General features: G+C 43.2%; 18 protein-coding genes. 9 read left to right on the forward strand and 9 right to left on the reverse strand.

What is annotated here, in order from left to right; genetic code table 11:
* Positions 1-94: 94 nt before the first annotated feature.
* Complete coding sequence (gene msrB / locus N0M92_RS11550) at positions 95-1,054, forward strand: peptide-methionine (R)-S-oxide reductase MsrB (protein ID WP_260285814.1); 960 nt, start codon at positions 95-97, stop codon at positions 1,052-1,054.
* A 22-nt stretch (positions 1,055-1,076) separates the two neighbouring features.
* On the forward strand, positions 1,077-1,931 hold the full coding sequence (locus tag N0M92_RS11555) for an STAS domain-containing protein (RefSeq protein WP_260285815.1): 855 nt from the start codon (positions 1,077-1,079) through the stop codon (positions 1,929-1,931).
* Positions 1,932-1,993: 62 nt separating this feature from the next.
* Here the strand turns inward: N0M92_RS11555 and N0M92_RS11560 are convergent, their stop codons facing one another.
* The 4 genes from N0M92_RS11560 to N0M92_RS11575 all read right to left on the reverse strand — a co-directional run bounded on the left by N0M92_RS11560 (position 1,994) and on the right by N0M92_RS11575 (position 6,174).
* A complete protein-coding gene (locus tag N0M92_RS11560; RefSeq protein ID WP_260285816.1) occupies positions 1,994-3,646 on the reverse strand; it encodes a glutamine--tRNA ligase/YqeY domain fusion protein in 1,653 nt (550 codons plus the stop codon).
* A gap of 307 nt (positions 3,647-3,953) precedes the next feature.
* Positions 3,954-4,691 carry an amino acid ABC transporter ATP-binding protein gene (locus N0M92_RS11565; RefSeq protein ID WP_286182402.1) on the reverse strand — a complete coding sequence of 246 codons (738 nt, stop codon included), beginning with the start codon at positions 4,689-4,691 and terminating at the stop codon, positions 3,954-3,956.
* An 11-nt stretch (positions 4,692-4,702) separates the two neighbouring features.
* On the reverse strand, positions 4,703-5,368 hold the full coding sequence (locus N0M92_RS11570) for an amino acid ABC transporter permease (protein ID WP_076368450.1): 666 nt from the start codon (positions 5,366-5,368) through the stop codon (positions 4,703-4,705).
* A 26-nt stretch (positions 5,369-5,394) separates the two neighbouring features.
* Entirely contained in the window at positions 5,395-6,174 is a 780-nt protein-coding gene (locus N0M92_RS11575) for a transporter substrate-binding domain-containing protein (protein ID WP_260285817.1), read from the reverse strand.
* A 438-nt stretch (positions 6,175-6,612) separates the two neighbouring features.
* Here N0M92_RS11575 and purU point away from each other — a divergent pair, with 438 nt between their 5' ends.
* Positions 6,613-7,515, forward strand: a complete 903-nt coding sequence (gene purU, locus N0M92_RS11580) for a formyltetrahydrofolate deformylase (protein ID WP_260285818.1) — start codon at positions 6,613-6,615, stop codon at positions 7,513-7,515.
* 66 nt (positions 7,516-7,581) lie between these two features.
* On the opposite strand, the gene N0M92_RS11585 is transcribed toward purU, so the two are convergent.
* The 3 genes from N0M92_RS11585 to N0M92_RS11595 all read right to left on the reverse strand — a co-directional run bounded on the left by N0M92_RS11585 (position 7,582) and on the right by N0M92_RS11595 (position 10,202).
* Entirely contained in the window at positions 7,582-8,238 is a 657-nt protein-coding gene (locus tag N0M92_RS11585; RefSeq protein ID WP_260285819.1) for an SIMPL domain-containing protein, read from the reverse strand.
* Between the two features lie 140 nt (positions 8,239-8,378).
* Positions 8,379-8,573: a YwbE family protein gene (locus tag N0M92_RS11590; protein WP_076368446.1), complete on the reverse strand. Its 195-nt coding sequence runs from the start codon at positions 8,571-8,573 to the stop codon at positions 8,379-8,381.
* Between the two features lie 108 nt (positions 8,574-8,681).
* Positions 8,682-10,202, reverse strand: coding sequence for an FAD-dependent oxidoreductase (locus N0M92_RS11595; RefSeq protein WP_260285820.1), 1,521 nt, complete (start codon positions 10,200-10,202; stop codon positions 8,682-8,684).
* Positions 10,203-11,404: 1,202 nt separating this feature from the next.
* On the opposite strand from N0M92_RS11595, the gene N0M92_RS11600 reads away from it, so the two are divergent.
* Together N0M92_RS11600 and N0M92_RS11605 are read left to right on the forward strand one after the other, a co-directional pair.
* The gene (locus tag N0M92_RS11600) at positions 11,405-12,601 is read left to right on the forward strand and encodes a ParM/StbA family protein (RefSeq protein ID WP_057278235.1); all 1,197 of its coding nucleotides are present in this window, start codon (positions 11,405-11,407) and stop codon (positions 12,599-12,601) included.
* A gap of 8 nt (positions 12,602-12,609) precedes the next feature.
* Positions 12,610-13,152, forward strand: coding sequence for a hypothetical protein (locus N0M92_RS11605; RefSeq protein WP_192207321.1), 543 nt, complete (start codon positions 12,610-12,612; stop codon positions 13,150-13,152).
* A gap of 97 nt (positions 13,153-13,249) precedes the next feature.
* On the opposite strand, the gene N0M92_RS11610 is transcribed toward N0M92_RS11605, so the two are convergent.
* Positions 13,250-14,542 carry an NCS2 family permease gene (locus tag N0M92_RS11610; RefSeq protein ID WP_260285821.1) on the reverse strand — a complete coding sequence of 431 codons (1,293 nt, stop codon included), beginning with the start codon at positions 14,540-14,542 and terminating at the stop codon, positions 13,250-13,252.
* A 296-nt stretch (positions 14,543-14,838) separates the two neighbouring features.
* Here N0M92_RS11610 and N0M92_RS11615 point away from each other — a divergent pair, with 296 nt between their 5' ends.
* The 3 genes from N0M92_RS11615 to N0M92_RS11625 are packed head-to-tail and all read left to right on the forward strand — an operon-like array spanning position 14,839 to position 18,669.
* A complete protein-coding gene (locus tag N0M92_RS11615) occupies positions 14,839-16,524 on the forward strand; it encodes a DEAD/DEAH box helicase (RefSeq protein ID WP_260285822.1) in 1,686 nt (561 codons plus the stop codon).
* Between the two features lie 15 nt (positions 16,525-16,539).
* Positions 16,540-17,448 carry a phosphotransferase gene (locus tag N0M92_RS11620; protein WP_260285823.1) on the forward strand — a complete coding sequence of 303 codons (909 nt, stop codon included), beginning with the start codon at positions 16,540-16,542 and terminating at the stop codon, positions 17,446-17,448.
* Positions 17,449-17,481: 33 nt separating this feature from the next.
* A complete protein-coding gene (locus N0M92_RS11625) occupies positions 17,482-18,669 on the forward strand; it encodes a class I SAM-dependent methyltransferase (protein WP_260285824.1) in 1,188 nt (395 codons plus the stop codon).
* A 106-nt stretch (positions 18,670-18,775) separates the two neighbouring features.
* Here N0M92_RS11625 and N0M92_RS11630 read toward each other — a convergent pair whose 3' ends face one another.
* The gene (locus N0M92_RS11630) at positions 18,776-20,326 is read right to left on the reverse strand and encodes an ABC-F family ATP-binding cassette domain-containing protein (protein WP_260285825.1); all 1,551 of its coding nucleotides are present in this window, start codon (positions 20,324-20,326) and stop codon (positions 18,776-18,778) included.
* A 214-nt stretch (positions 20,327-20,540) separates the two neighbouring features.
* Between N0M92_RS11630 and N0M92_RS11635 the strand changes: the two genes are divergently transcribed.
* Positions 20,541-22,733, forward strand: coding sequence for a DNA topoisomerase III (locus N0M92_RS11635; protein WP_260285826.1), 2,193 nt, complete (start codon positions 20,541-20,543; stop codon positions 22,731-22,733).
* Positions 22,734-22,814: the final 81 nt, after the last annotated feature.

The following is a 22,814-nucleotide window of genomic DNA, read 5'->3' on the forward strand; positions in this document are numbered from 1 at the left end:
CAGCAAAAAGAGTAAAATAATTTTTGAATTTGAAGGCGTTTGGCCTGCTGGTATATAATACATAAAATGACAGGCGTGAAAGGGGAGTTTTAGAATGACGATGGCTGGAAAAGAAACGGCTATCTTTGCAGGAGGCTGTTTTTGGTGTATGGTTGCTCCCTTTGATGAAATGGATGGCATTATTTCAGTGACATCAGGTTATACAGGCGGAGAATTTGCCGCGCCCAGTTATAAACAAGTGATTACCGGTTCGACTGATCATGTTGAAGCGGTTCAAGTGGTATTCGATCCATCAATCATTTCCTATAAAACGTTATTGGAGATATTCTGGCGCCAAGTCGACCCTACGGATGACGAAGGACAATTCGCGGATAGGGGAAAGCAATACAGGGCAGCCATTTTCTATCTCAATGAACGTCAGAAACAGGAGGCAAAACAATCGAAGGAAGATTTAATGATGAGCGGGCGGTTTAAGAAACCTATCGTTACGGGTATTCTACCCTCGGGGAAATTTTACGAGGCTGAGGAATATCATCAAGACTTCTATCGGAAAAATCAGTTTCGCTATGCATTGTATCGTAAAGGGTCAGGCCGTGAAGCTTTCATTAAAGAAAATTGGCCTAAGGATAATGCACATCTTAGAAAGACCTTAACGGAGAGTCAATTTCATGTCACCCAGGAAAATGGCACCGAGCCGCCTTTCGATAATGTTTATTGGGATCACTTTGAAGAGGGCATCTATGTGGATGTCGTTTCTGGGGAGCCTCTATTCAGTTCACGGGATAAGTATGATAGCGGTTGTGGGTGGCCAAGCTTCACCAAGCCCGTCATGTCCGCAAGTGTCAATGAAAAAATGGATCTCAGCCACCGTATGACCCGGACCGAGGTGCGCAGCAGGGACGCCGATTCACACCTTGGACATGTTTTTCCTGATGGCCCAAGTCCCAAAGGCAAGAGATATTGCATAAACTCTGCGGCCCTTCGATTCATTCCTAAAAGTGAAATGGAGAGGGAGGGATATGGAGACTTATTATTACTTTTTAAAATGAAATAACTAGTGAGATAGGGGAACACAAATGGATAAACTAGATGAAAATTTATATCGATATATCATTGATAATTCATCCGAGATTACGGAAAACTGGCTGGCTTTAAGGGAAAAGCAGTCTGGATCCATCTATTCAATGGACTCCAATGAGAAAATAGAAAAGCTTCTTAGAGAACAGAATACATTGACCATCAAGACAGTGACAAGTGCTTTACTTGAAGATAAAAATGCTTTTATTGCAACGATGGAGCAGTGGGCCACACTTGTCGCGAAGAGCAGGGTTGAATCGGGTACCCCCATTTACGAAGTGTTGGAAGCGCTTAATAAGGTCCGTGAAACATATTGGGCCTTTATCACTGATTATATGCTAAAGGATACGGGGATAACGAAGGATACAATCATCCGGTGGGGCCGGCTCATTAATGGTGCCTTCGACCAATTGAACCGTGAGTTCACAGAGCAGTATTACCTTTTGACAAAAGAACGTTTACTAGCTCAACAGGAGCTGATTAATGAACTGGGCGCACCTGTCATTCCCATTGTTGATGCCATTGCGGTATTGCCGTTAATCGGTGAAATCGATACCTATCGGGCAAAGGAAATTTTGAATGCGACTCCAAGCAAATGCATTAACAAAAATGTCACTCACTTATTCATCGATTTATCGGGAGTCTCCCTTTTAGATACGATGGTTGCCCAACAGATCTATCAATTGATAAGTACCCTGAACCTATTGGGCATTCAATCGACCATTTCCGGGATTCGTCCCGAAGTGGCCCAGACATCGATTCAGTTAGGTCTTGATTTTAGTCAGGTTTCGACACATAGTACTCTTAAGCAGGCCCTTTCCAAGCAAGGGATCAAACTTTACGAGAAAAAGTGACATAAGGTGCAGAGAATGGAAAAGAACCAGATTCGCTAGGAATCTGGTTCTTCTCTGTGATTCTATAACTTGAATGAACTTTTCAACCCAACGATTTGGTTGAAGACCAAGTGATCGGCCACAGTGAGTTTTGAATCAACATTATAATAGCCATGCCTGAAGAATTGGAATTTATCCTGAGGCTTAACATCTTTCATGTTAGGCTCGACAAATCCTTGTAAAACTTCTACGGAATCAGGGTTTACTCGGTCCAGGAATGATTTTTCTTCCTCTTCATCATTTTCCTTATCCAAGATTAAAGGCTGGTAGTTGCGGAATTCTGCTGAAACGGCTTGTGAAGCTTCGACCCAGTGCAATGTACCTTTTACTTTACGGCCAGTGAAGCCCGATCCGCTTTTCGTTTCAATGTCGTATGTGCAGCGAAGTTCAATGACGTTACCGGCTTCGTCTTTTATCACTTCTTCACATTTAATGAAATAAGCATGTTTCAAACGGACTTCATTGCCCGGGAAAAGTCGGAAATACTTTTTCGGCGGATTTTCCATGAAATCGTCCTGTTCGATATATATTTCACGTGAAAACGGGATTTGGCGTGTGCCCATTTCCGGGACTTCCGGATTGACCTCAGCATCCAGCCATTCTACCTCGCCTTCCGGATAGTTGGTGATGACCACTTTAAGCGGATTTAGGATAGCCATAGTCCGTGGAGCCTTCAGCTTTAAGTCTTCCCGCACGAAATGATCAAGCATTTGAGAGTCTACGACACCGCTTGTTTTGGCGACGCCAATCTCTTGGCAGAATGCACGAATCGCCTCAGGTGTATACCCGCGTCTCCGCAAACCTGAAACGGTAGGCATCCGTGGGTCGTCCCAGCCGTCCACGAAGCCCTCATCGACAAGCTGCTTCAGTTTTCGCTTGCTCATTACTGTATTGGTCAGGTTAAGACGGCCAAATTCATATTGTTTTGGCTTGCTTTCCATTTCACAATTTTCAACGATCCAGTCATAAAGAGGGCGTTGATCTTCGAACTCTAGCGTACAAATGGAGTGTGTGACTCCTTCGATGGCATCTTCAATTGGGTGGGCAAAGGCATACATTGGGTAGATGCACCATTTGTTCCCGGTATTATGGTGTTCAGTATGGGAGATACGGTATATGACAGGATCACGCAAATTGATATTAGGCGAGCTCATATCGATTTTGGCACGCAATACTTTTGCACCGTTTTCGAATTCGCCGCTGCGCATCTTTTCAAATAGTTCAAGATTTTCCTCGACGGTTCTATTGCGGTATGGGCTATCTTTTCCCGGCTCAGTCAGCGTTCCGCGATATTCACGGATTTGGTCGGCATTAAGGTCGTCCACATATGCCAGTCCTTTATTGATGAGCAGCACAGCTCTTTTATACATTTCATCAAAATAGTCGGAAGCGAAGAAAAGGTTATCCCAGTCGTAACCGAGCCATTTTACATCTTCCTTAATGGAGTTGACAAACTCAATATCTTCTTTCAATGGATTCGTATCATCGAAACGAAGGTTAGTTTTCCCATTGAAATCATCAGCCACCCCAAAATTCAAAATGATTGATTTGGCGTGCCCGATATGTAAATATCCGTTCGGCTCAGGAGGGAAGCGGGTGATGACATGATCATGTTTTCCGGACTCTAGATCATCTTTTATAATATTTTTAATAAAATTCGAAGAGTTATTTTCCAACTGAATTCGACCTCTTTCATTTATATACTTCTTTTAATTTTACCTGTATATATACCATAAATACAGATATTTTTCCATGTTCGAGCCGGAATCAGGGTTTATCTGAAACAATTCATCAAGTATTTAGTTTGTACAATCAGAGCGAAAATATCCCTGAAACTTGGTTCATGTAACTTAGGGAACGATCCATCCCGCGAATATAGCAATCAAATAAGCAATACAGGAAGTCTCGCCTGTATTGCTTATAATGGTGATTTACGTTCGAGGACGAATTATTCTCGCTAATAGACAGATTTTAGGGTGGAAATCAAAAGACTGTCGTTTGCAAAAATTCTTTTGTCCGTTCTTCTTTTGGATTGGTGAAGAATTCTTTTGGCGGGCCGCTTTCGACAACCTTCCCATTATGCATGAAGACAATCCAATCACCAACTTCACGTGCAAAGCTCATTTCATGTGTAACGACTACCATTGTCATCCCTTCCAAGGCAAGTTCCTTCATCGTGGCAAGAACTTCCCCGACAAGTTCGGGATCCAGAGCCGAGGTAGGCTCATCAAAGAGTAGGATATCAGGCTTCATGGCAAGGGCACGGGCTATGGCGACACGCTGCTTCTGCCCACCTGAGAGTTTGCTTGGATAGACATCCGCTTTATCTGATAAGCCGACTTTGGCAAGCAATTCTTTTGCTTCTTCGATCGCCTGGGCCTTGGGGACTTTTTTAACGTGAGTCGGTGCCTCGATTACATTTTCAAGCACAGTCATATGCGGGAAGAGGTAGAAATGCTGAAAAACCATTCCGACTTTCTCGCGGATTTTATTAATATCAGTACTCGGTTGGATTTCCGTCCCTTCAATGAGGATTTGCCCGCTGTCTTTTTTCTCTAAATAATTCAAACAGCGAAGCAGGGTGCTTTTTCCGGAACCGCTTGGCCCGATCAGACAGACAACATCGCTATCCAGTACCTTCATATCAATATCTTTGAGTACATGCAGGTTTCCATACGATTTATTTAAATTCCTAATGCGAATCATTTCTTTTTGTTCCATTTCAATTCCCCCTATCGATCACTAATGGAAAGTTTCTTTTCGAATAAATTGACGATAATGGTCAGGAATGCCACTAGAATCAAGTAGTAGACCGCTACAATCAGTAAATAAGTCATTTCATCGAAATTATTCGAACCTAACGTAGTCGCCACGTTAAACAGCTCATTCATGGAGATGAAGGCTGCCAGTGATGAATCTTTCAGCCCGATGATGAATTGGTTGCCCAGAGGCGGCAATGCGCGACGGAAGGCTTGAGGTAAGATGATTCTTCTTAATGTAAGCGATTTGCTCATGCCAAGGGAGCGTCCGGCTTCCATTTGGCCTTTATCGATGGATTGGATCGTACCACGTAAAATTTCAGAAATATAAGCTCCATTATGGAAGGCCAAGGCAAGTGACGCCGCCCAGAAGTCCGGCAGTAAGAAGAGATTGCTGATACCGAAATAGAGTATGAATATCTGTACGATTAGCGGTGTTCCCCGTACCAGGAATACATATGTATCCGAAATCCAGGCAAGAATTTTTATATTGGAAATTTTTAAAAGTGCAAATAGCAATCCGATGACGATTCCTACCAATATGGAGACTACCGTCAGTTCCAATGTGAGGAGCATGGCTCGGATGAATACGTCCGAGGAGTTAAATAATGTATCAAAAAAATGAGAAAAACTTGGCAATGTAATGACTCCCTTTCTATCAATCTTTATTCAGGCTTGGTTGTGATGTCCTCACCAAAGTACTTTTTGCTGATTTCCGCAAGCGTTCCATCTTCCCGGAGGTTTTCAAGCGCTTCGTTGATGCGTGCAAGCAGCTGAGGGTTGTCGTTAGGCAGTACGATGGCTTGCTCGCTTCGTTCGATCAATTGCCTTCCTTCGACGTCGAACCCTTCCTTGGCCGCTTCCTTGCCGGTTACGAAGTCGGTGATGACGGCATCATGGCGTCCTCCGCTCAATGCTTTCAGGGCGGTGATATCACTGTCATAGGTTTTTACATTGGTTGTATACTTTTCTGCTGTGGTTGCGTACGTGGAGCCTTTAGAAGCCGCAACTTCCTTTCCCTTTAAATCTTCGACCGTTTTAATTTCACTATCTGAGCGGACGAAAATTTGAGGACCTGAGTAGTAATAAGGGGTCGAAAAGGCAACATGTTTACTTCGTTGTTCATTGATTGTATGACTGGCAACCGCGGCATCTGCCCGACCGGTTTTGACACCTTCCACGATACCTTTGAATTTTATCCGTTTAGGTACTGGCTCCAGGTCCAGTTCCTTTGCTATTGCATCGCCGACCTCAATATCGAATCCAGTTACGGTCATGTCATCATTGACATAACTGAATGGCTTGAATTCGCCTGAGGCAGCGAAAACAAACTGGTCCTTATTGATCAGCTTGCTTCCATCCTCCAGCTGGTCCTTTTCAGCACAGCCGGACAGAAGACCGAGAACAGCCAGAATGGATACAAAAAATGTAACTGATGATTTCATGATAATTTCATTTCCCCCTTTGAAAAAAACTAATAGAATGGTCTATACCCTTGTGAGGCGGTGAAATAACCTCATTAACTAGGGAAATTAAAACGGAAATAAAAAAGGGTATCCAGATCATGCCGGCACTTCATTCAAGAATCCCTTTCACTATGCATTTCATAAAGGTTCTCGGTCTTTGCCTTCATTTCCTTCCAAATTACCGGTAATTTCCTGAAATAATGACAAATATTATATGGTGGAGTAAGAAATTTAGTTAGATTCAGGTCTAGAGATGAATTTGAAAATTCACTCTATCGAAACCAAATCTAATGAATGGGATGGGGTAAAACTGGAGGATTTGTCTGCCAACAAAATTCCGTATTGTATGGACTGACTTTAATTTTGCCCTTGAATTGAAGTATAATATAGCAAAATAGAAGAAGGGCAGTTGGGAAAATGGTTAGCAACTTTGTGCAAGAACAGTTACAGGAGTTTCGCGAAAAGAATCAAGATAGAGGCCGTTTGATTATAAAGTGTCCGGACCGGCCAGGAATTGTTTCGACAGTTACTGCCTTTCTAAAAGAATATGATGCAAATATTGTTGAATTGAGTCAGTATTCGATGAATCCTGAGGGCGGTACCTTTTTCACAAGGATCGAATTCGATTGTCCGGGATTGAAGGATAGGGCAGCGGATATGCAACTGGCATTCCAGGAAGTTTCGACAGCATTCTCGATGCAATGGACATTTAACCATGTGAGTGATCTGAAACGGACGGCAATCTTCGTTTCCAAGGAACCGCATTGTCTTCTGGAATTGCTATGGGAATGGCAAAGCGGGGATTTATTAGCTGATATTGCGCTGGTCATCAGTAATCATGAAGATACGAGGCAAATTGTCGAATCGATGGGCATCCCATTTTATTACATTCCTGCAAATAAGGATATACGTAGGGAAGTGGAGACAAAACAGCTTGGACTTCTGGAAGAATTCAAGGTGGACCTTATTATCTTAGCAAGGTATATGCAGATATTGACGCCGGACTTCGTAGCGGCCCATCCAAACAAAATCATTAATATCCATCATTCATTTTTACCTGCATTCATTGGAGCACGGCCTTATGAAAGAGCTTATGACAGAGGTGTTAAGCTGATTGGTGCGACTTCCCATTATGTGACGAATGATTTGGATGAAGGTCCAATCATCGAGCAGGATATTGAACGTGTGGACCATCGTGATTCTGCTGGGGATATGAAGAAAATCGGTCGTTCAGCTGAACGCAGGGTGCTGGCACGTGCCGTTAAATGGCATTTGGAGGATCGCGTCCTTGTTCATGAAAATAAGACGGTAGTCTTTTAAAGTCTTTTAAAGTAAAACCCCCCCATTGTTCACAAGGGGGGTTTTTAGGAAGGAATTTACTGAGTGCTAGTACGTGTACTCTACCCTTACTGAGGCAGTGATGTTCAATTCACCAGGCTGAATCGGGGTAGTCGCCATTTTTGAAAAGGTACTTGTTTGGTAAAGCATCGGTGTTATAGTTTCAGATAGCTCTTCAACCTTATTAGGGACTGGGTTCAATGAGATTCCTAGTGTTCGGGCCATGGAGAGTGCTTTTTCGTATGCATTTTTTAAAGCGAGAGAAAGTGCCTGGTTATAGTATGCATCTGGGTTGGATAAAGAGAAGCGGATGCTGGTAATTGAATTGGCGCCGTTTCTGACAGCCGTGTCGATTATGCTGCCTATTTTCTCGATGTCTGTCGTTTGGGCTTGGATGATGTGCTGGACTTTGTAGTTCTTGAACAGTTCCTTTCCGTCAATAAAATCATATTGCGGATCGATTCTGTAATCACTCGTTTTCAATTGCTCTTCGGGAATGCCTGCGGATTTAAGTGATGCGATGACATTTGCGATTGCTTGGGAATTGGCTTGCTGGGCCTTTTGCGGGTCCTTATCCTCTGTTATGACTCCTAGGGTGATTGTGGCTTGATCCGGAGCGGCAGATAGCGTCCCAGAGCCGGAAACTTTCAATGTATGTTCATCGTTGCGGTAATGAACCCTATCGGGGGCATTGTATTCTTTCATTTAGACACCAGCCTTTTTTAAAAGAGATAATCTCACCCCTATTGTACGAATTACAAACGGGAAAGATGATTGAAATATCCCATTGTCATTAATTCGGTCGAATGATCACAAAAAAACACTCGGCCTGGACCGAGTGCGCATTACTTATGAATGACTTGAACCCTGCCAACCTGGCCATCAGTCAATCTTACTTTAATTCCATGAGGGTGAGTGCTTGAGTTGGTCAAAATATCCTTTACAGTGCCGCTTGTCAGTTTTCCGCTGCGTTGATCTGCTTTAAGTACAATGTCCACAGAGGCACCTGGGGTAATGTCCTTCCGATTCTTACCGTTCATTTCAATTCAATCCTTTTCAAAGTTATTTGCAACCATTCAACCATGCAGTAACTTCAGTATAAGGAAAACAGCGGACCTAGTCGACTATTAGATAAATCACTGTGACCATCAGCGTATTTTTTTCAAAGGTTCAACAGCAGGGCCATTCAATACTTCACCAGCGATGGAGTAGCGGGAGCCATGACATGGGCAATCCCAAGTACGGTCGCCGCTATTCCAGGAAACTTCACACCCCATGTGCGTACATGTGGAATCGACAATATGTAGCTGGCCATCATGATCACGGTAACATCCGGCCTTGTCTCCATTCACCTTCACGATTGCTCCTTCATCAATTCCTATGTCTTCAGGCGTTTTATGAATGACGGCCAATTTGCTTTTAATCAAATGCTTCGCTACATCAGCATTATCTTGGACTATATTCTTCATGCCTTTTAACCGGGCTGGGTTATACAAGTCCGCATAGCGGTTATCCCTTTGCAAAACCCGGTCAGTTAAGATCTTGGCTGCAATCGATCCATTCGTCATTCCCCATTTCGCATAGCCGGTAGCTATCAAAACGTTTGGATTATTGGATGTCACTGGTCCGACGAAGGGGATATTATCCGGTGTCACAATATCTTGTGCCGACCAGCGGTAGGGAATGTCCTTCACATCGAAATATTGGGAACTGAAGTCCTTCAGTGCTTCATAATGCTCGATCATCGAGACTCCCTGGCCTGTTTTATGACCATCGCCGCCGACTAGTATAAGTTTTTCCCCATTGTCCAATTCTGTATAGCGAAGGGAGCGGGTAGGGCTGTCTGCACAGTAATACATCCCACCGGGATATTCCTGTTCAGTCCTGATTCCAAGCACATAGGACCTATCTACATGGACACGGGCAAAGTATAAGCCCTTTTCATCATTAAAAGGGAAGTGGGAGGCAACGATTACCTGATTGCTTTTGATTGTATGTCCATTATCGGTCTGAACGGTTGGTGGATCGCCGTCTTCAATCTTCATTGCCGTTGTCCGTTCATAAATTTCTCCTCCACTTTCGAGAATGGTCGAAATGAGGGCCGTTAAATATTTTAACGGGTGAAACTGTGCTTGATCTTTCATGATCACCGCAGCTTTAGAAGGGATGGAGAAGGGGATACTCTCTGCATAATCCCCACGAATGCCGAGCTTTTGATAGGCTTTCAGTTCATTTTGAATTTTAATTTTATATTCATCTGTATTTGCGTAGACATAGGCATCCTGTGCAGTCAAATTACATTCAATGGAATGTTCTTCTACCAAGTCTTTAATTAGCTTCATTCCTTCTGCATTGGCTTCATAATAAAGTTTGGCCTTCTCTTCTCCATGATCAGTTATCAATTGGTCATAAATCAAGCCATGCTGGGCCGTGATTTTTGCTGTAGTGTGCCCTGTCGTTCCAGTTAGGATTTCGCCTGCATCAATCAGTGTGACTTTAACACCTTGTTTGGCTAGTAGATAAGCAGAAGTGATTCCAGTTATTCCGCAGCCTACTATTAAAACATCAGTATTTATATCTGTTTCTAGTTTAGAAAAAGATGGGAAAGTTAACGCAGTGCGCCAATAGGGTTCCGGAAACCGGGGAAGGTCTGTATTTTTTTCAGTCATTTGAATACCTCCATACAGTTCATTAGTCAATTGTCCATTTATTACCATGCCCAATTTCCCCATTTATACGCTTATTTTTGTAAGAAGAAAGAGTGAAAAAAATACATTATTTGGTTTGTTTACAAAAACGTATACATGTAAACAAAAATAGATGTGATGTACACAAATAAGTATACATGTTTACAAATACGTACACATGGCTATATATCAGGCTATTGCACATTTATTCCTATTGTAAATTATTCGAAAGTTATAGCTGCTATTAATGAAGCATTGACTATCGTGGAAACTTTTTCAGCTTCCAGAATCGTGGAGAGGAGGCCGTTAAATATTTTAAAGGGGTGAAACTGTGCATGGTTAATGGAAGATTTACAAGGAATGGAGAAAGGGATTTTCTTCTGTATAATCCCCTTGAATGGCTAGTTTCGATAGGCTTTTGTTCTTTCGGGATTTTACTTTTATATTCATCAGTATTTGTGTGAATATAGGTATCCATTTCAGTCAAATTACTTTCAATGGAATGTTCTTCTATCAAGTCTTTGATAAGACCATTCCTTCTGCATTGGCTACATAATATATTTTGGCTTTCCCTTCATCATGTTTTAGTGAACAAACAAATCGTAAATCAGGCCATGCTGTGGTGTGTCCCGTTTATCCGTTAAGGATTTCGCCAGCCTCTAACAATGTAACTTTGATCCCTTGTTTAGCTGAGTAATCCCTGGAATTCCGCCGCCTGCAATTAAGGCGTCAGTGGTTATATCTGTATCTATTTTAGAAAACGAAGGGGAATTTAATGCTTTGCGACAATAGTGTTCTCGAATTTGGGAAGTTTCTGTATTTTTCTCAGCTTTGAATACCTATATACAGTTCATTAGTGGATCGTCCATTTATTAACATACCCAAATCCGCTAATTTTGTAAGAAGAAAGAGTGAGAAAATATATTATTTGGTTTGCTTACAAAAGTGTATACATGTAAACGAAAATAGATGTAATGTACACAAAAAGGTATTCATGTTTACAAACACGTACACATGGCTATATATATGGTGTATACATACTTGTTCCTATTGTAAACAATTTGAAAACAATTCGACAAATATAGCTACAACTTATGAAGGATTGACTATGGGGGAAACTTTTTCTATCCTTAAAGGGAATGCTTCACTTAAAATTTTTTTCTATAAAAAGGGGATGTTTTTAGATGAGTTCTAGAATCGCAGCAGTAGACGTAGGAAATGATGCTATCAAGGCTATTTTTGGAAAGCTAGAGTCTGAACTTTATATACCGAACGTCATTGCAAAAGACATAGAAGACCGTCCGGTCATCGGGATTGAGGAACTTGATGAAAAAAACCCATTGGAAGGGATTCATATTAGGGTCCATTCACCGGCCCTGCAAGACAATAATGCGATTTATCGCGTTGGGAACTTGGCGACAAAAAGTGATAATCCTACCGAATTGGATTTAGGAAGCAGTAAATCGGAAGAAGATCAAACATTAGTCATGCTTTTTGCGGCTCTTGCATTAGACGCTGCAAAGTTGGGGGACAACGATACATTCAAAAAAGTGAATAACGTTGTGGAAGCCAACTATACGCTTGGAACAGGGTTGCCACTTCGGGAGGTCAAAGAAGGGAAAGACGTCGGGTACCGCTCGAAATTACTTGGCTCAGTCCACCAGGTGGAATTTTTAATTACTCCTAAATACCAAGGCATGAAGGTTAATATAAAATTTGATGAAGTGAAAGTCTATCCAGAGGGCTTTGCTGCATACATAAATTTGGTCATGGATAAAGATTTGAATATCATTAACCGTGAATTAATAGATAGAAGAATACTCATCCAGGATATCGGTGGATTATCGACGGATATCGCTGTCATTAAAAATCGTAAAGTTGACGATGACAAGGCACAAGGATTTAATTTGGGAGTAGCTGAAGCTCTTGAATCGATCCGTGAAGAAATCAGGAAGAAACATGGTGTCGAGCTGGATAGCAGGCGCGACGTCGTTGAAATCATCACGAAGAAAAATGATCGCAATCATATTATGGTTCGCGGAAGCAGGACAAGCGTCCATGATATCGTCGACCGCATTTTAGGTGAATTGGCCAAAAAGCAATATCGTCACCTGCGCAACGTATGGCAAAAAAATTCCCAAACGGAAATCTGCTATTTTGTAGGCGGGGGATCGATTGTCCTGAAAGATTACTTGAAAACATTGAATCAAAATTTCGATGGCTACAATATAGACTTTTTCGAAGATGAGAGGGAAAGCGTTTGGATGATGGCAAACGCCTATTATAAATTGATTTCGGATTTTAATCGCCGCCGGAATGCAAAGGAACAGAATCAGTCACAGCAAAAGAAGAAAGAACAAAGAACGGGCTCCATTAAATAGGTGAGAGAATGAAAAAAACAGCTTCTTCTGAACTTAAAAGAGGACAAGCCATCACTTTTCGTATCCCTTCGGATGTATCAGATTATACGTTAAGACAGCTGCAGAAATTGAAGGAAACGGAAAGAAGGAATTTTTCCAGTAAAATTGCCGAGTATGTTCTCGATGGAGTCGGGCAATCCTCCCATCAGGATCGGGAAATGATTGTCCTGCCCATGCCGAACAAACTAAGCAAATCTCAGCGTGATTGGCTCAAGCATTCCCACTCAGAAGCTATGCTTGGAACGATTATGTACCACCTTTTATCCGATCCTTTACGCGCTACGGCCCTGCTTGCCTCTTTGAACAATAATGAACTGAACGAGGAACTATATGTGCAGGCCGAGCCTGAAGAAAAGGTAGTGGAGGAGGTCAAGGAAGACTTACCTAAGAAAGACCTGGATGACTTTGATTGGAATTTGGATCAACCCGCACAGCAAGAGGAAGAATCGGAACCGGAAGAAGAAAATCTTGACGATCTCCTGGGTGATTTCCTTGATCAAATGAACCAGTGAACATGTAGGAGGATATCCGACGATAAGTCGGATATCCTCCTTTTTCTTTACAGGAGTTATAAAAAAGAGGAACCACAATGGATCCCTCTTAAAATGATCAAGCCAGGAAAATAAGTTGGTAAAGGAATAAAACGGCAAACATGTACACGAACGGATGCACTTCCTGGAATTTGCCCCTTGCCATTTTTAAAATGGGATAGGAGATGAATCCGAGTGCTATCCCGTTTGCGATGCTTGATGTTAAAGGCATGGCTACAATGACCAAAAAGGCTGGGAATGATTCATCAAAGTGTGTCCAGTCAATTTCATTAATGCTTTTAATCATCATGCTTCCGACGATGATCAAGCTAGGTGCCGTGATTGCCGCTACATTTGAGACAGCTCCTATCAGTGGGCTGAAGAAGGCGGTCATTAAGAAAAGGATGGCCACAACCAACGCGGTTAAACCTGTCTTGCCGCCCGCTCCTACACCAGCTGATGATTCGACTGAGGCAGCGGTCGGGCTTGTACCGAACATGGCGCCGACAGTAGTGCCGATGGAATCCGCAAAGAAGGCACTGCCGGATTTTTCAAGCTTATTATCCTTCAGCAATCCAGCTTGCCGGACTATGCCTAATAAAGCACCGGTCGTATCGAAAAGCATTACAAGCAAAATGGAGAAGACGACGCCATAAAGGCCATAGTTAATGACATCGGCGATGGATGTGATTGGATTGGCGACAATAATCCCTTCAGGTAATGAAGGGGCGGAAACTAAACCGTTAATTTCCAATTGGCCTGTAAAGAAAGCGATTATGGCAGTCACGATCATTCCGATGAATATTGCTCCCTGCACATTGCGAACGATCAGCACGATCGTTATGACCAAACCAACCAATGTAAGCGCCACATTAGGATCCCTGAAGCTTCCGAGGGTAACCAGGTTGGATTCATGCTGTGTTACGACACCTGACAAGCGAAGTCCGATGAAGGTGATGAAAAGACCGATTCCGGCACTGATTGCATGCTTCAAGTTATTTGGGATGGCCTCGATCAATTTTGAGCGGAAAGAGGTCAGGGATAAAAGGATAAAGATGATACCGGTAACAAAGACTGCAGAGAAGGCAACTGTGTATGAAATATCATGGGTTCCCAATACCGAGTATGCAAAATAAGCATTCAATCCCATTGCGGGTGCTATGACAATAGGGTAATTGGCTAATAGGGCCATGCTTAGGGTACCGATTATTATAGCGATTATGGTTGCCGTGAATGCCTGGTCAAATGGAACGCCGGCATCAGAAAGGATCATTGGGTTTACAACGATGATATAAGCAAGAGTTAAAAAGGTTGTAAGCCCCGCAAGTACTTCCGTCCTAATATTTGAATTCCGTTCTTTTAATTTAAACATGCGGTCACTCCTTTTTTATATACAAAAAATCCTTGCAAAAAACTACAAGGATGAGATGCTTACCCTTTAATTTAAAGTAAGTAGCTCGATTGGATAATCTTATAAATTATATTAGAAAAACAACTAAAGTACAATAGCATGAAAAATTTTAAGGTACAGGTTTTCTCGAAAATAGATAATGATATACTAACAATTAGCTTAGACTAAGGAATATGACATTAAGTGAAGGAAGCTGTTACCATTTCAGTGGATTTATCAGTCAATTAAATGAAGAAATTCAGAAAGTAGGCCCATACATGACAAAATTCATCGACCTTGGCGTCAGCCCGGCGATTAACATGATATTAAAGCAAATAGGAATAACCGCCCCTACCCCGATCCAGGAGAAATCGATACCAGATATCCTTGCTGGAAGGGATGTCATTGCGAAGGCTCAAACGGGGACGGGGAAGACTTTGGCATTTTTGCTGCCAATCCTGGAAAAAGTAGATCCCGCCGCATCCCACATACAATCCCTGATCGTCACGCCGACCAGGGAATTGGCTTTGCAAATCACTGCTGAATTGAAGAAATTCGCTAATGAAATAGAAGGACTCCAAGTGCTTGCAGTATATGGCGGACAGGATGTCGAGCAGCAAATGAAAAAGCTGACAAGAAACATCTCCGTGGTGGTCGCCACGCCAGGCAGGCTCTTAGATCATTTACGAAGAGGCACCATCGATCTGTCACAAACTGGAACACTCGTGCTGGACGAAGCTGATCAAATGCTACATATTGGTTTCTTACCAGAGGTCGAAGAAATCATGGGACAGCTTCCAGAAGAACGCCAAACGTTGCTCTTTTCAGCGACGATGCCTGAACAGGTGCATCAATTGGCTAAACGCTATATGACTAAACCATTAACTGCGGCGGTGAAGGCCGAGCAAGTAACGGTCGAGAAAATCAGGCAGCTTGTCATCGAGACTACCGATCGTGCCAAACAGTCATCATTAATCAACATGATCAAAGAAGAACAACCATACCTTGCGATCATATTTTGCCGTACAAAACGTCGCGTCTCGGTATTGAATGATGCCTTGAAGGCAGCTGGATTCAACTCTGAAGAGCTTCATGGTGACCTTTCACAGGCAAAGCGGGAACGTGTCATGAAAAACTTCAGAGACGCAAAGCTTCAATATTTAGTGGCAACGGACGTTGCTGCACGAGGACTCGATGTAGAAGGTGTGACACATGTTTTTAATTATGATGTTCCCGAGGATGCAGAAAGTTACATCCACCGAATTGGCCGGACAGGCCGAGCGGGTGAGAATGGCTTGGCTGTAACTTTCATAGCAACGAAGGATTTACAGCTTTTAAGCGAGATTGAAAAAGGGATCTCCATGAAAATTGAAAGAAGGACGATTGAAGGAGTGAAAATGTTCCAACCCGATGAGGTGAGGCAAAAGAGGAAACGCTATGAGGACTCTTCTGATGAAGGTACCCGCCGCCCGCGTTCGGGAGGGGGAAGGAAACACCGGGAACGGATAGATACGAGAGGACCGAATCGAGGCAGTCACCGTTCTGTAAATCAAGCGGACAATCGTGAGATCGAGAGGGAGAAACCACGGGGAGGCCGGATGGAAAACGGCCGCGGACCAAAGCGTGAGGATACACGGGGAGGCCGGATGGAAAACAGCCGCGGACCTAGACGTGAGGAAACACGGGGAGGCCGGATGGAAAACGACCGCGGACCAAAGCGTGAGGAAACACGGGGAGGCCGGATGGAAAACAGCCGCGGACCTAGACGTGAGGAAACACGGGGAGGCCGGATGGAAAACAGCCGCGGACCAAAGCGAGAGAATCCGCGGGGTGGTCGGTCGGAAGACAGCCGTGGTCCAAGGCGTGAAAATCCACGAGGAGATCAAAGAGACAGCCGTAGACAAGGGCCAAGTAATCTTAGAGGTGGATCTGGCAGCAACCCCAATAGAGGGAGAAACCGGTAAAAGGGGGAGACGGGAGTGGAAAAGCCTTGGTTGGCAGAATATCCGGTTTCGCTGGAGCTAGCGGGGAAATTGATCATGATGCAGTTTCCAGAAATCGAGTTGAAAGAAATCAAGCAACTTGGGGAGGGTTTCGATAACACGGTCATACAAATCAATGGGCAATTTGTATTCCGTTTTCCCCGCCGCCCTATTGCAGTTACGTTGATTCAGGTGGAAAACCAGCTTTTGCCTTCCATTGCAGGCACTTTTCCGCTTGCTATCCCTGAACCAATCTTTTTTGGGAAACCAAGTACACTGTATCCGTATCCTTTTACCGGTTATAAAATGGTAAAGGGACACTTGCCTGTAGAAGGATCAGTGGCGAATAAGGCTGAATCGGCAAAAAGGTTTGCCCATTTTTTGAAGGTTCTTCACAGTTTCCCTGTGGAAAGGGCTATGCGTTTAGGTGTGCAGCCTGATGGGATGATGAGGCTTGACGTATCCTATCGTAAGAAATCGCTAATGGAAAATGTCTCGAATCTATTAAAGCTAGGATTCTTTGAACAGGCGCATGCGGTTAAGGATTTTGTTGAAACCTTGGGTGAATGGGATGTTCAGCATCCGGTTTCACTCGTTCACGGAGACATTCATATCCGGAACGTTTTACTTGATGACGAAGGCGTTCTCGCGGGTATCATTGATTGGGGAGATGTTCATGTCGGGAATCCAGCCATTGATTTCTCCTTTTTATACAGTTATTTCCCCAAAGAAGTGCGCAGGTTTTTTTTTGATATCTATGGTGAAATCGAAAAGGAAACAGAGAGTTTAGCCCGGTTCAGAGCGATATATATGCTCGTTACATTACTCGTTTATGGCATAGACCGCCATGATGAAGAATTGATTGCCATTACGAGCACCGGTTTGAAATTTGCTATAGAAGAATAAGTGTCATGTTCTTTTGATGTTTAGGAGGTTCATATGAAGGCAAGTTATTATCATTCAATCACATTAATGGCGAAAATGTTGGATCAAGCTAACATCCCATACCAATATACAGGTCGATCCGCTCTGTTCGTGCAAGGAGTGGACATCGGTGAGTATAAGAAAATCAATATTGATGTACAATGGGATGTCTTTAATGAGGCAGTAGATCTTTTTTCCGAATACGCACCAACAAAGCCTGAAAGAAGCCCTGAGACTGCCTCCTTTCTAATGGATGTCGAGGGGATTTCTGCCGCTGTGCGCTGCCGGTTTAACACGACCATTAAAACGGACCCTTATCGTTTGTCCATCAAGATGGGGGATATGGAGGTTTGGTGCAGGTCCTTATACAGTTATCTATACGACGAAGAAATGAGAAAGTGCAGTTCCGAGATCCATGCTTACTTATCTGCCGAGCAGAAGGGGTTCACAGCGGAAAATGAACAGGCGTGGAACCAGAATAATTATTTAGCGCTGGTCAATCGTTATGGAGATCCCGTTGAATTGGCATCGAAAATCAAGCAAAACCCAAAATGGAGACTGCACCCTTTTTATAAATATATGGGAGAAACATCCGGTAAAAAAATCACTCATTTGATGGGATCGAACGGTGTTAAAGCAGTTGCCCTCGCCATATTGGGAGCTGAAGTGAAAGTAGTTGACTTTTCCCAGGAAAATGCAATGTTTGCAAATGAGCTGGCCAGTGGGGCCAATGTCTCCATCGAGTATATCGTTTCTGATGTCCTTTCATTATCATCCGAGCATGAATCAGGGAATCAGGATTGGGTTTTAATGGAGCTCGGTGTACTTCACTACTTAATAGATCTGCAGCCTTTATTTGAAAAAATTAAAAAGATGCTGAAACCTGGAGGCCGATTCGTCCTGCATGAATTTCACCCGATTTCCACAAAGCTCATTACTTCAAATGGTAAAAAACATAAAATAACAGGCAACTATTTCGCTCCGGCAATCGAAAACAATGAGGTCGCTTTTTCGAAGCATATGCCGGATGAGGAAAAAGGGAGCCTTTCAAGAGTTGTTCAGCGTAAATGGACAATCGGGGAACTGATAACGTCAATAGGTCAATCAGGGCTTGTTATTAAAGTGCTCGAGGAAGAACCGAATCATAAAATCCATGATATCGGGCTTCCGAAAACATTTACCTTGGTGGCGGAACGAGTTTAAGCTGCATATTGAGGAAATGAAAGCTGACTGAAGGTGACTTTTCAGTCAGCTTTTTATTTATTTCATAATAAAGGGGATGCCGCTTCTGCGACATCCCCTGAAAAAATTAATTTTGGGCGGACCATTCCTCTACATCCCATACCTTGGTTACCCAATCTTCATAGAATTCAGGTTCATGGCATACGAGGACAATCGTTCCTTTATACTCTTTCATTGCACGTTTCAGTTCTTCTTTTGCAACTACATCCAAATGGTTGGTCGGTTCATCGAATAACAGCCAATTGCTTTCGGTAAGCATGAGTTTACATAGGCGCACTTTTGCTTGTTCCCCACCGCTTAAATGGCTCATCGGACGTGTAATATGCTCGTTTTTCAAACCGACACGGGCAAGGATCGCACGTACTTGCGGTTGGTCCAGATGCGGGAATGCATTCCATACTTCATCGATCGGCGTCGTATCGCCTGCTTTCACTTCCTGTTCAAAATAAGAAGAAAAAAGGAAGTCCCCAAGTGATCTTTTACCGCCTAGAGGATCGATTTTACCCAAAATCGTTTTTAAAAGAGTGGATTTACCAACTCCGTTACAGCCGACCACGGCAATTTTTTCTCCCCGTTCGATGGTCATGGATAGCTTTGGAAGCAATGGGCGGTCATATCCGATTTCCAGATCTTCACCTTCAAAGACATAACGGCTGCTCGCACGTGATTCTTTAAAGTCGAAGGTAGGTTTCATTGCAGTTTCTGGACGATCGATGCGTTCCATGCGATTCAATTGCTTTTGACGGCTCTTTGCCCGGCCGGTCGTTGAATAGCGCGCTTTATTTTTTGCAATGAAATCTTCCTGCTTTTTAATGAATTCGCGCTGTTTTTCATAGGCGTTAATATGTTGGTTTTTATTCAATTCTGCCAGCTCAAGGAATTTTTCATAAGTTGCCGTGTAACGGGTCAGTTTAGAAAATTCAAGATGGAAGATGACGTCGACGACGCCGTTCATGAACTCGGTATCATGCGAAATCAATAGAAATGCATGTGGATATTCCTTTAAGTAGCTGCTTAGCCAGCGGATATGCTCCACATCCAAGTAGTTGGTTGGCTCGTCGAGCAGCAGGACTTGCGGTTGTTCCAATAGTAACTTCGCCAATAATACCTTTGTCCGTTGTCCGCCGCTTAGGGCAGAGACATCACGGTCCAACCCGATTGCATCCAAACCTAAACCGCGTGCCGCTTCTTCAATTTTAATATCGAGATTGTAAAAACCGCCGGCTTCCAGCTTGTCCTGGATTTCACCCATTTGTTCCAAGAGTTCTTCCAGTTCTTCTGGAGTGGCCGTACCCATTTTTTCCGTAACTTCATTCAGTGCTTTTTCCTGCTCGAATAAAGGTAAGTATGCATCCCTTAAGACGTCGCGAATGGATTTACCTTTAGAAAGTATCGTATGTTGATCAAGATAGCCATATTCGACACCAGGTGTCCATTCCACCCGGCCATCATCATGGATGAGTTGTCCTGTAATGATATTCATCATCGTTGACTTCCCGACACCATTCGCCCCTACCAGGCCTACATGTTCACCGGCCATCAGGCGGAAGGATACATCCTTGAATAAGGTACGGTCGCCAAAGCTGTGTGCTAATTTATCTATAGAAAGTAAGCTCATTTTATATTGAACCTCCCAATTAATTTGAAAAAATCCCTACGTTTCATCATACTAAAATCTGCACAGGATTGCTATCTAATCTATTAATTTACATATATGTGGGTGCGGGGAGCCCTGTTCGATCTGTTTATCAATGCCATGCTGTGCATTATCGCCCTGTCATAAATTATATGAGATAATAGAGGAATCAGTTTAAAAGCGAAAGGATGTTATTATGAGTAAAACAGTCGTACTGGCCGAGAAACCTTCGGTCGGAAGAGATATAGCTAAAGTGCTGAATTGCGGGAAAAAGGGTAATGGCTTTTTTGAAGGCGAACAGTATATCGTCACTTGGGCACTAGGTCATTTAGTCACCCATGCAGATCCGGAATCTTATGATGAAAAATATAAAACGTGGCGCCTTGAGGACCTGCCCATGTTGCCGCCTACTTTGAAATTGGTCGTCATCAAGCAATCAGGCAAACAATTTCAATCGGTTAAAACACAATTGAACCGCAAGGATGTCAAGGATGTCATCATTGCAACGGATGCAGGCCGTGAAGGGGAACTTGTTGCACGCTGGATTCTCGAAAAAGCGAATGTGAAGAAGCCCGTCAAACGGCTTTGGATTTCCTCTGTAACGGATAAGGCGATCAAAGATGGATTTAAAAACCTGAAGGATGGCAAGGAGTATGAAAACCTATTTGCCTCTGCTGTAGCAAGGGCGGAAGCGGACTGGATCGTTGGGATGAACGCCACGCGTGCCCTGACGACCAAGCACAATGCCCAGTTATCCTGCGGGAGGGTCCAAACGCCGACACTTGCGATGATCTTAAAAAAAGAAGAGGAAATAAAACAATTCCAGCCTAGGAAATATTATGGCGTATCCGCAATGGCAGAAGCTAATTTGCGCCTGGTTTGGCAAGATGCCCATTCAAAAGATATCCGTACATTCGATAAAAACAAGGCAGAAAAGGTTCTTGCAGCCGTGAAGGGGAAAAGTGCAGAAGTCGTTGAAGTTAACAAGTCCCATAAGAAAAGTTTTGCCCCTTCTTTATATGATTTAACTGAACTTCAACGGGACGCCAATAAGAAATTCGGCTATTCGGCGAAAGAGACGCTATCGATCATGCAGCGCTTATATGAAAGCCATAAAGTCCTGACTTATCCAAGGACGGATTCACGCTTTTTATCAACGGATTTGGTTGATACGCTAAAAGAAAGATTACAGGCTGTAAGCATAAAGCCATATGCCCAGTATGCATCGAGGATCCTGCGCAGCCCGATTAAGGTCAATAAATCGTTCGTGGATGATAGCAAGGTTTCCGATCACCATGCAATCATCCCTACTGAGCAAACACCGCTGCCGGGAAAACTGAGCGACAAAGAATCGAAAATCTATGATTTGGTCGTGAAAAGGTTCCTTGCTGTATTGATGCCGCCTTTTGAATATGAACAAACGACCATCACCGCAAAAATGGGGCAGGAGACGTTCATGGCAAAAGGGAAGGTCGTCCTGAAGTCAGGTTGGAAGGAAGTTTATGATCACCAATTCGATGAGGAAGAAGCTAAAGATGGCCTTGCAGAGCAGCTGCTTCCGAACGTTCAAAAAGGTGACAATTTAACCATTTCGACCATGAAACAAACAGAGGGTGAAACGAAACCGCCGGAACCATTCAATGAAGGGTCGCTTCTTTCGGCAATGGAAAATCCTGCTCGTTTCATGGCAGGGGAAAGCAAAGAGCTCATCAAGACCTTGGGTGAAACTGGCGGGATCGGAACTGTTGCAACGCGTGCTGACGTTATTGAAAAGCTGTTCAATAGCTTCCTGATCGAGAAGAGGGGAAAGGGCCTTCATGTTACCTCGAAAGGAAAACAACTTCTTCAATTGGCACCTGAAGACCTGCGATCTCCAGCTTTGACAGCTCAATGGGAGCAGAAGCTAACCGCGATTGCAAAAGGGAAGCTGCCAAAACAGGCTTTCATCGGCGATATGCGCGCCTACGCCAAAAATATCGTCCATGAAATCAAAAATAGTGACCAAAAATTCAAGCATGATAACGTGTCAGGAACGAAATGTCCTGATTGCGGCAAGCTGATGCTTGAAGTGAATAGTAAAAAGGGAAAAATGCTTGTCTGCCAAGATCGAGAATGTGGCCATAAAAAAAGTGTTTCACGTGTAACAAATGCTAGATGCCCACAATGTCATAAAAAGATGGAAATGCGCGGTCAAGGAGAAGCACAGACATTCACTTGTAAGTGCGGTTTTCACGAAAAACTTTCTTCTTACAATAAACGAAGAGGGCAAAATAAAAATCAAAAAGTATCCAAAAATGAAGTCTCCAATTATATGAAAAAGCAAAATAAAGAAGAGCCGATCAATACTGCCTTGGCGGATGCCTTGGCAAAACTGAAATTCGATAAATAAAAGAAAAGAGTCCTTCACCTTTAGCTCCGTGGTGAAAGGGCTCTTTTTTTATGGGGTTATTTGAAATGGCGAAATCCTTAT

This window comes from Peribacillus aracenensis (assembly GCF_025175645.1).
Classification (GTDB): Bacteria; Bacillota; Bacilli; order Bacillales; family DSM-1321; genus Peribacillus; species Peribacillus aracenensis.

Coding starts and splice junctions, on each gene's coding strand:
- msrB (WP_260285814.1), top strand. CDS start 95: ATGACGATGGCTGGAAAAGAAACGGCTATCTTTGCAGGAGGCTGTTTT.
- N0M92_RS11555 (WP_260285815.1), top strand. CDS start 1,077: ATGGATAAACTAGATGAAAATTTATATCGATATATCATTGATAATTCA.
- N0M92_RS11565 (WP_286182402.1), bottom strand. CDS start 4,691: ATGGAACAAAAAGAAATGATTCGCATTAGGAATTTAAATAAATCGTAT.
- N0M92_RS11575 (WP_260285817.1), bottom strand. CDS start 6,174: ATGAAATCATCAGTTACATTTTTTGTATCCATTCTGGCTGTTCTCGGT.
- purU (WP_260285818.1), top strand. CDS start 6,613: ATGGTTAGCAACTTTGTGCAAGAACAGTTACAGGAGTTTCGCGAAAAG.
- N0M92_RS11585 (WP_260285819.1), bottom strand. CDS start 8,238: ATGAAAGAATACAATGCCCCCGATAGGGTTCATTACCGCAACGATGAA.
- N0M92_RS11590 (WP_076368446.1), bottom strand. CDS start 8,573: ATGAACGGTAAGAATCGGAAGGACATTACCCCAGGTGCCTCTGTGGAC.
- N0M92_RS11595 (WP_260285820.1), bottom strand. CDS start 10,202: ATGACTGAAAAAAATACAGACCTTCCCCGGTTTCCGGAACCCTATTGG.
- N0M92_RS11600 (WP_057278235.1), top strand. CDS start 11,405: ATGAGTTCTAGAATCGCAGCAGTAGACGTAGGAAATGATGCTATCAAG.
- N0M92_RS11605 (WP_192207321.1), top strand. CDS start 12,610: ATGAAAAAAACAGCTTCTTCTGAACTTAAAAGAGGACAAGCCATCACT.
- N0M92_RS11610 (WP_260285821.1), bottom strand. CDS start 14,542: ATGTTTAAATTAAAAGAACGGAATTCAAATATTAGGACGGAAGTACTT.
- N0M92_RS11615 (WP_260285822.1), top strand. CDS start 14,839: ATGACAAAATTCATCGACCTTGGCGTCAGCCCGGCGATTAACATGATA.
- N0M92_RS11625 (WP_260285824.1), top strand. CDS start 17,482: ATGAAGGCAAGTTATTATCATTCAATCACATTAATGGCGAAAATGTTG.
- N0M92_RS11630 (WP_260285825.1), bottom strand. CDS start 20,326: ATGAGCTTACTTTCTATAGATAAATTAGCACACAGCTTTGGCGACCGT.
- N0M92_RS11635 (WP_260285826.1), top strand. CDS start 20,541: ATGAGTAAAACAGTCGTACTGGCCGAGAAACCTTCGGTCGGAAGAGAT.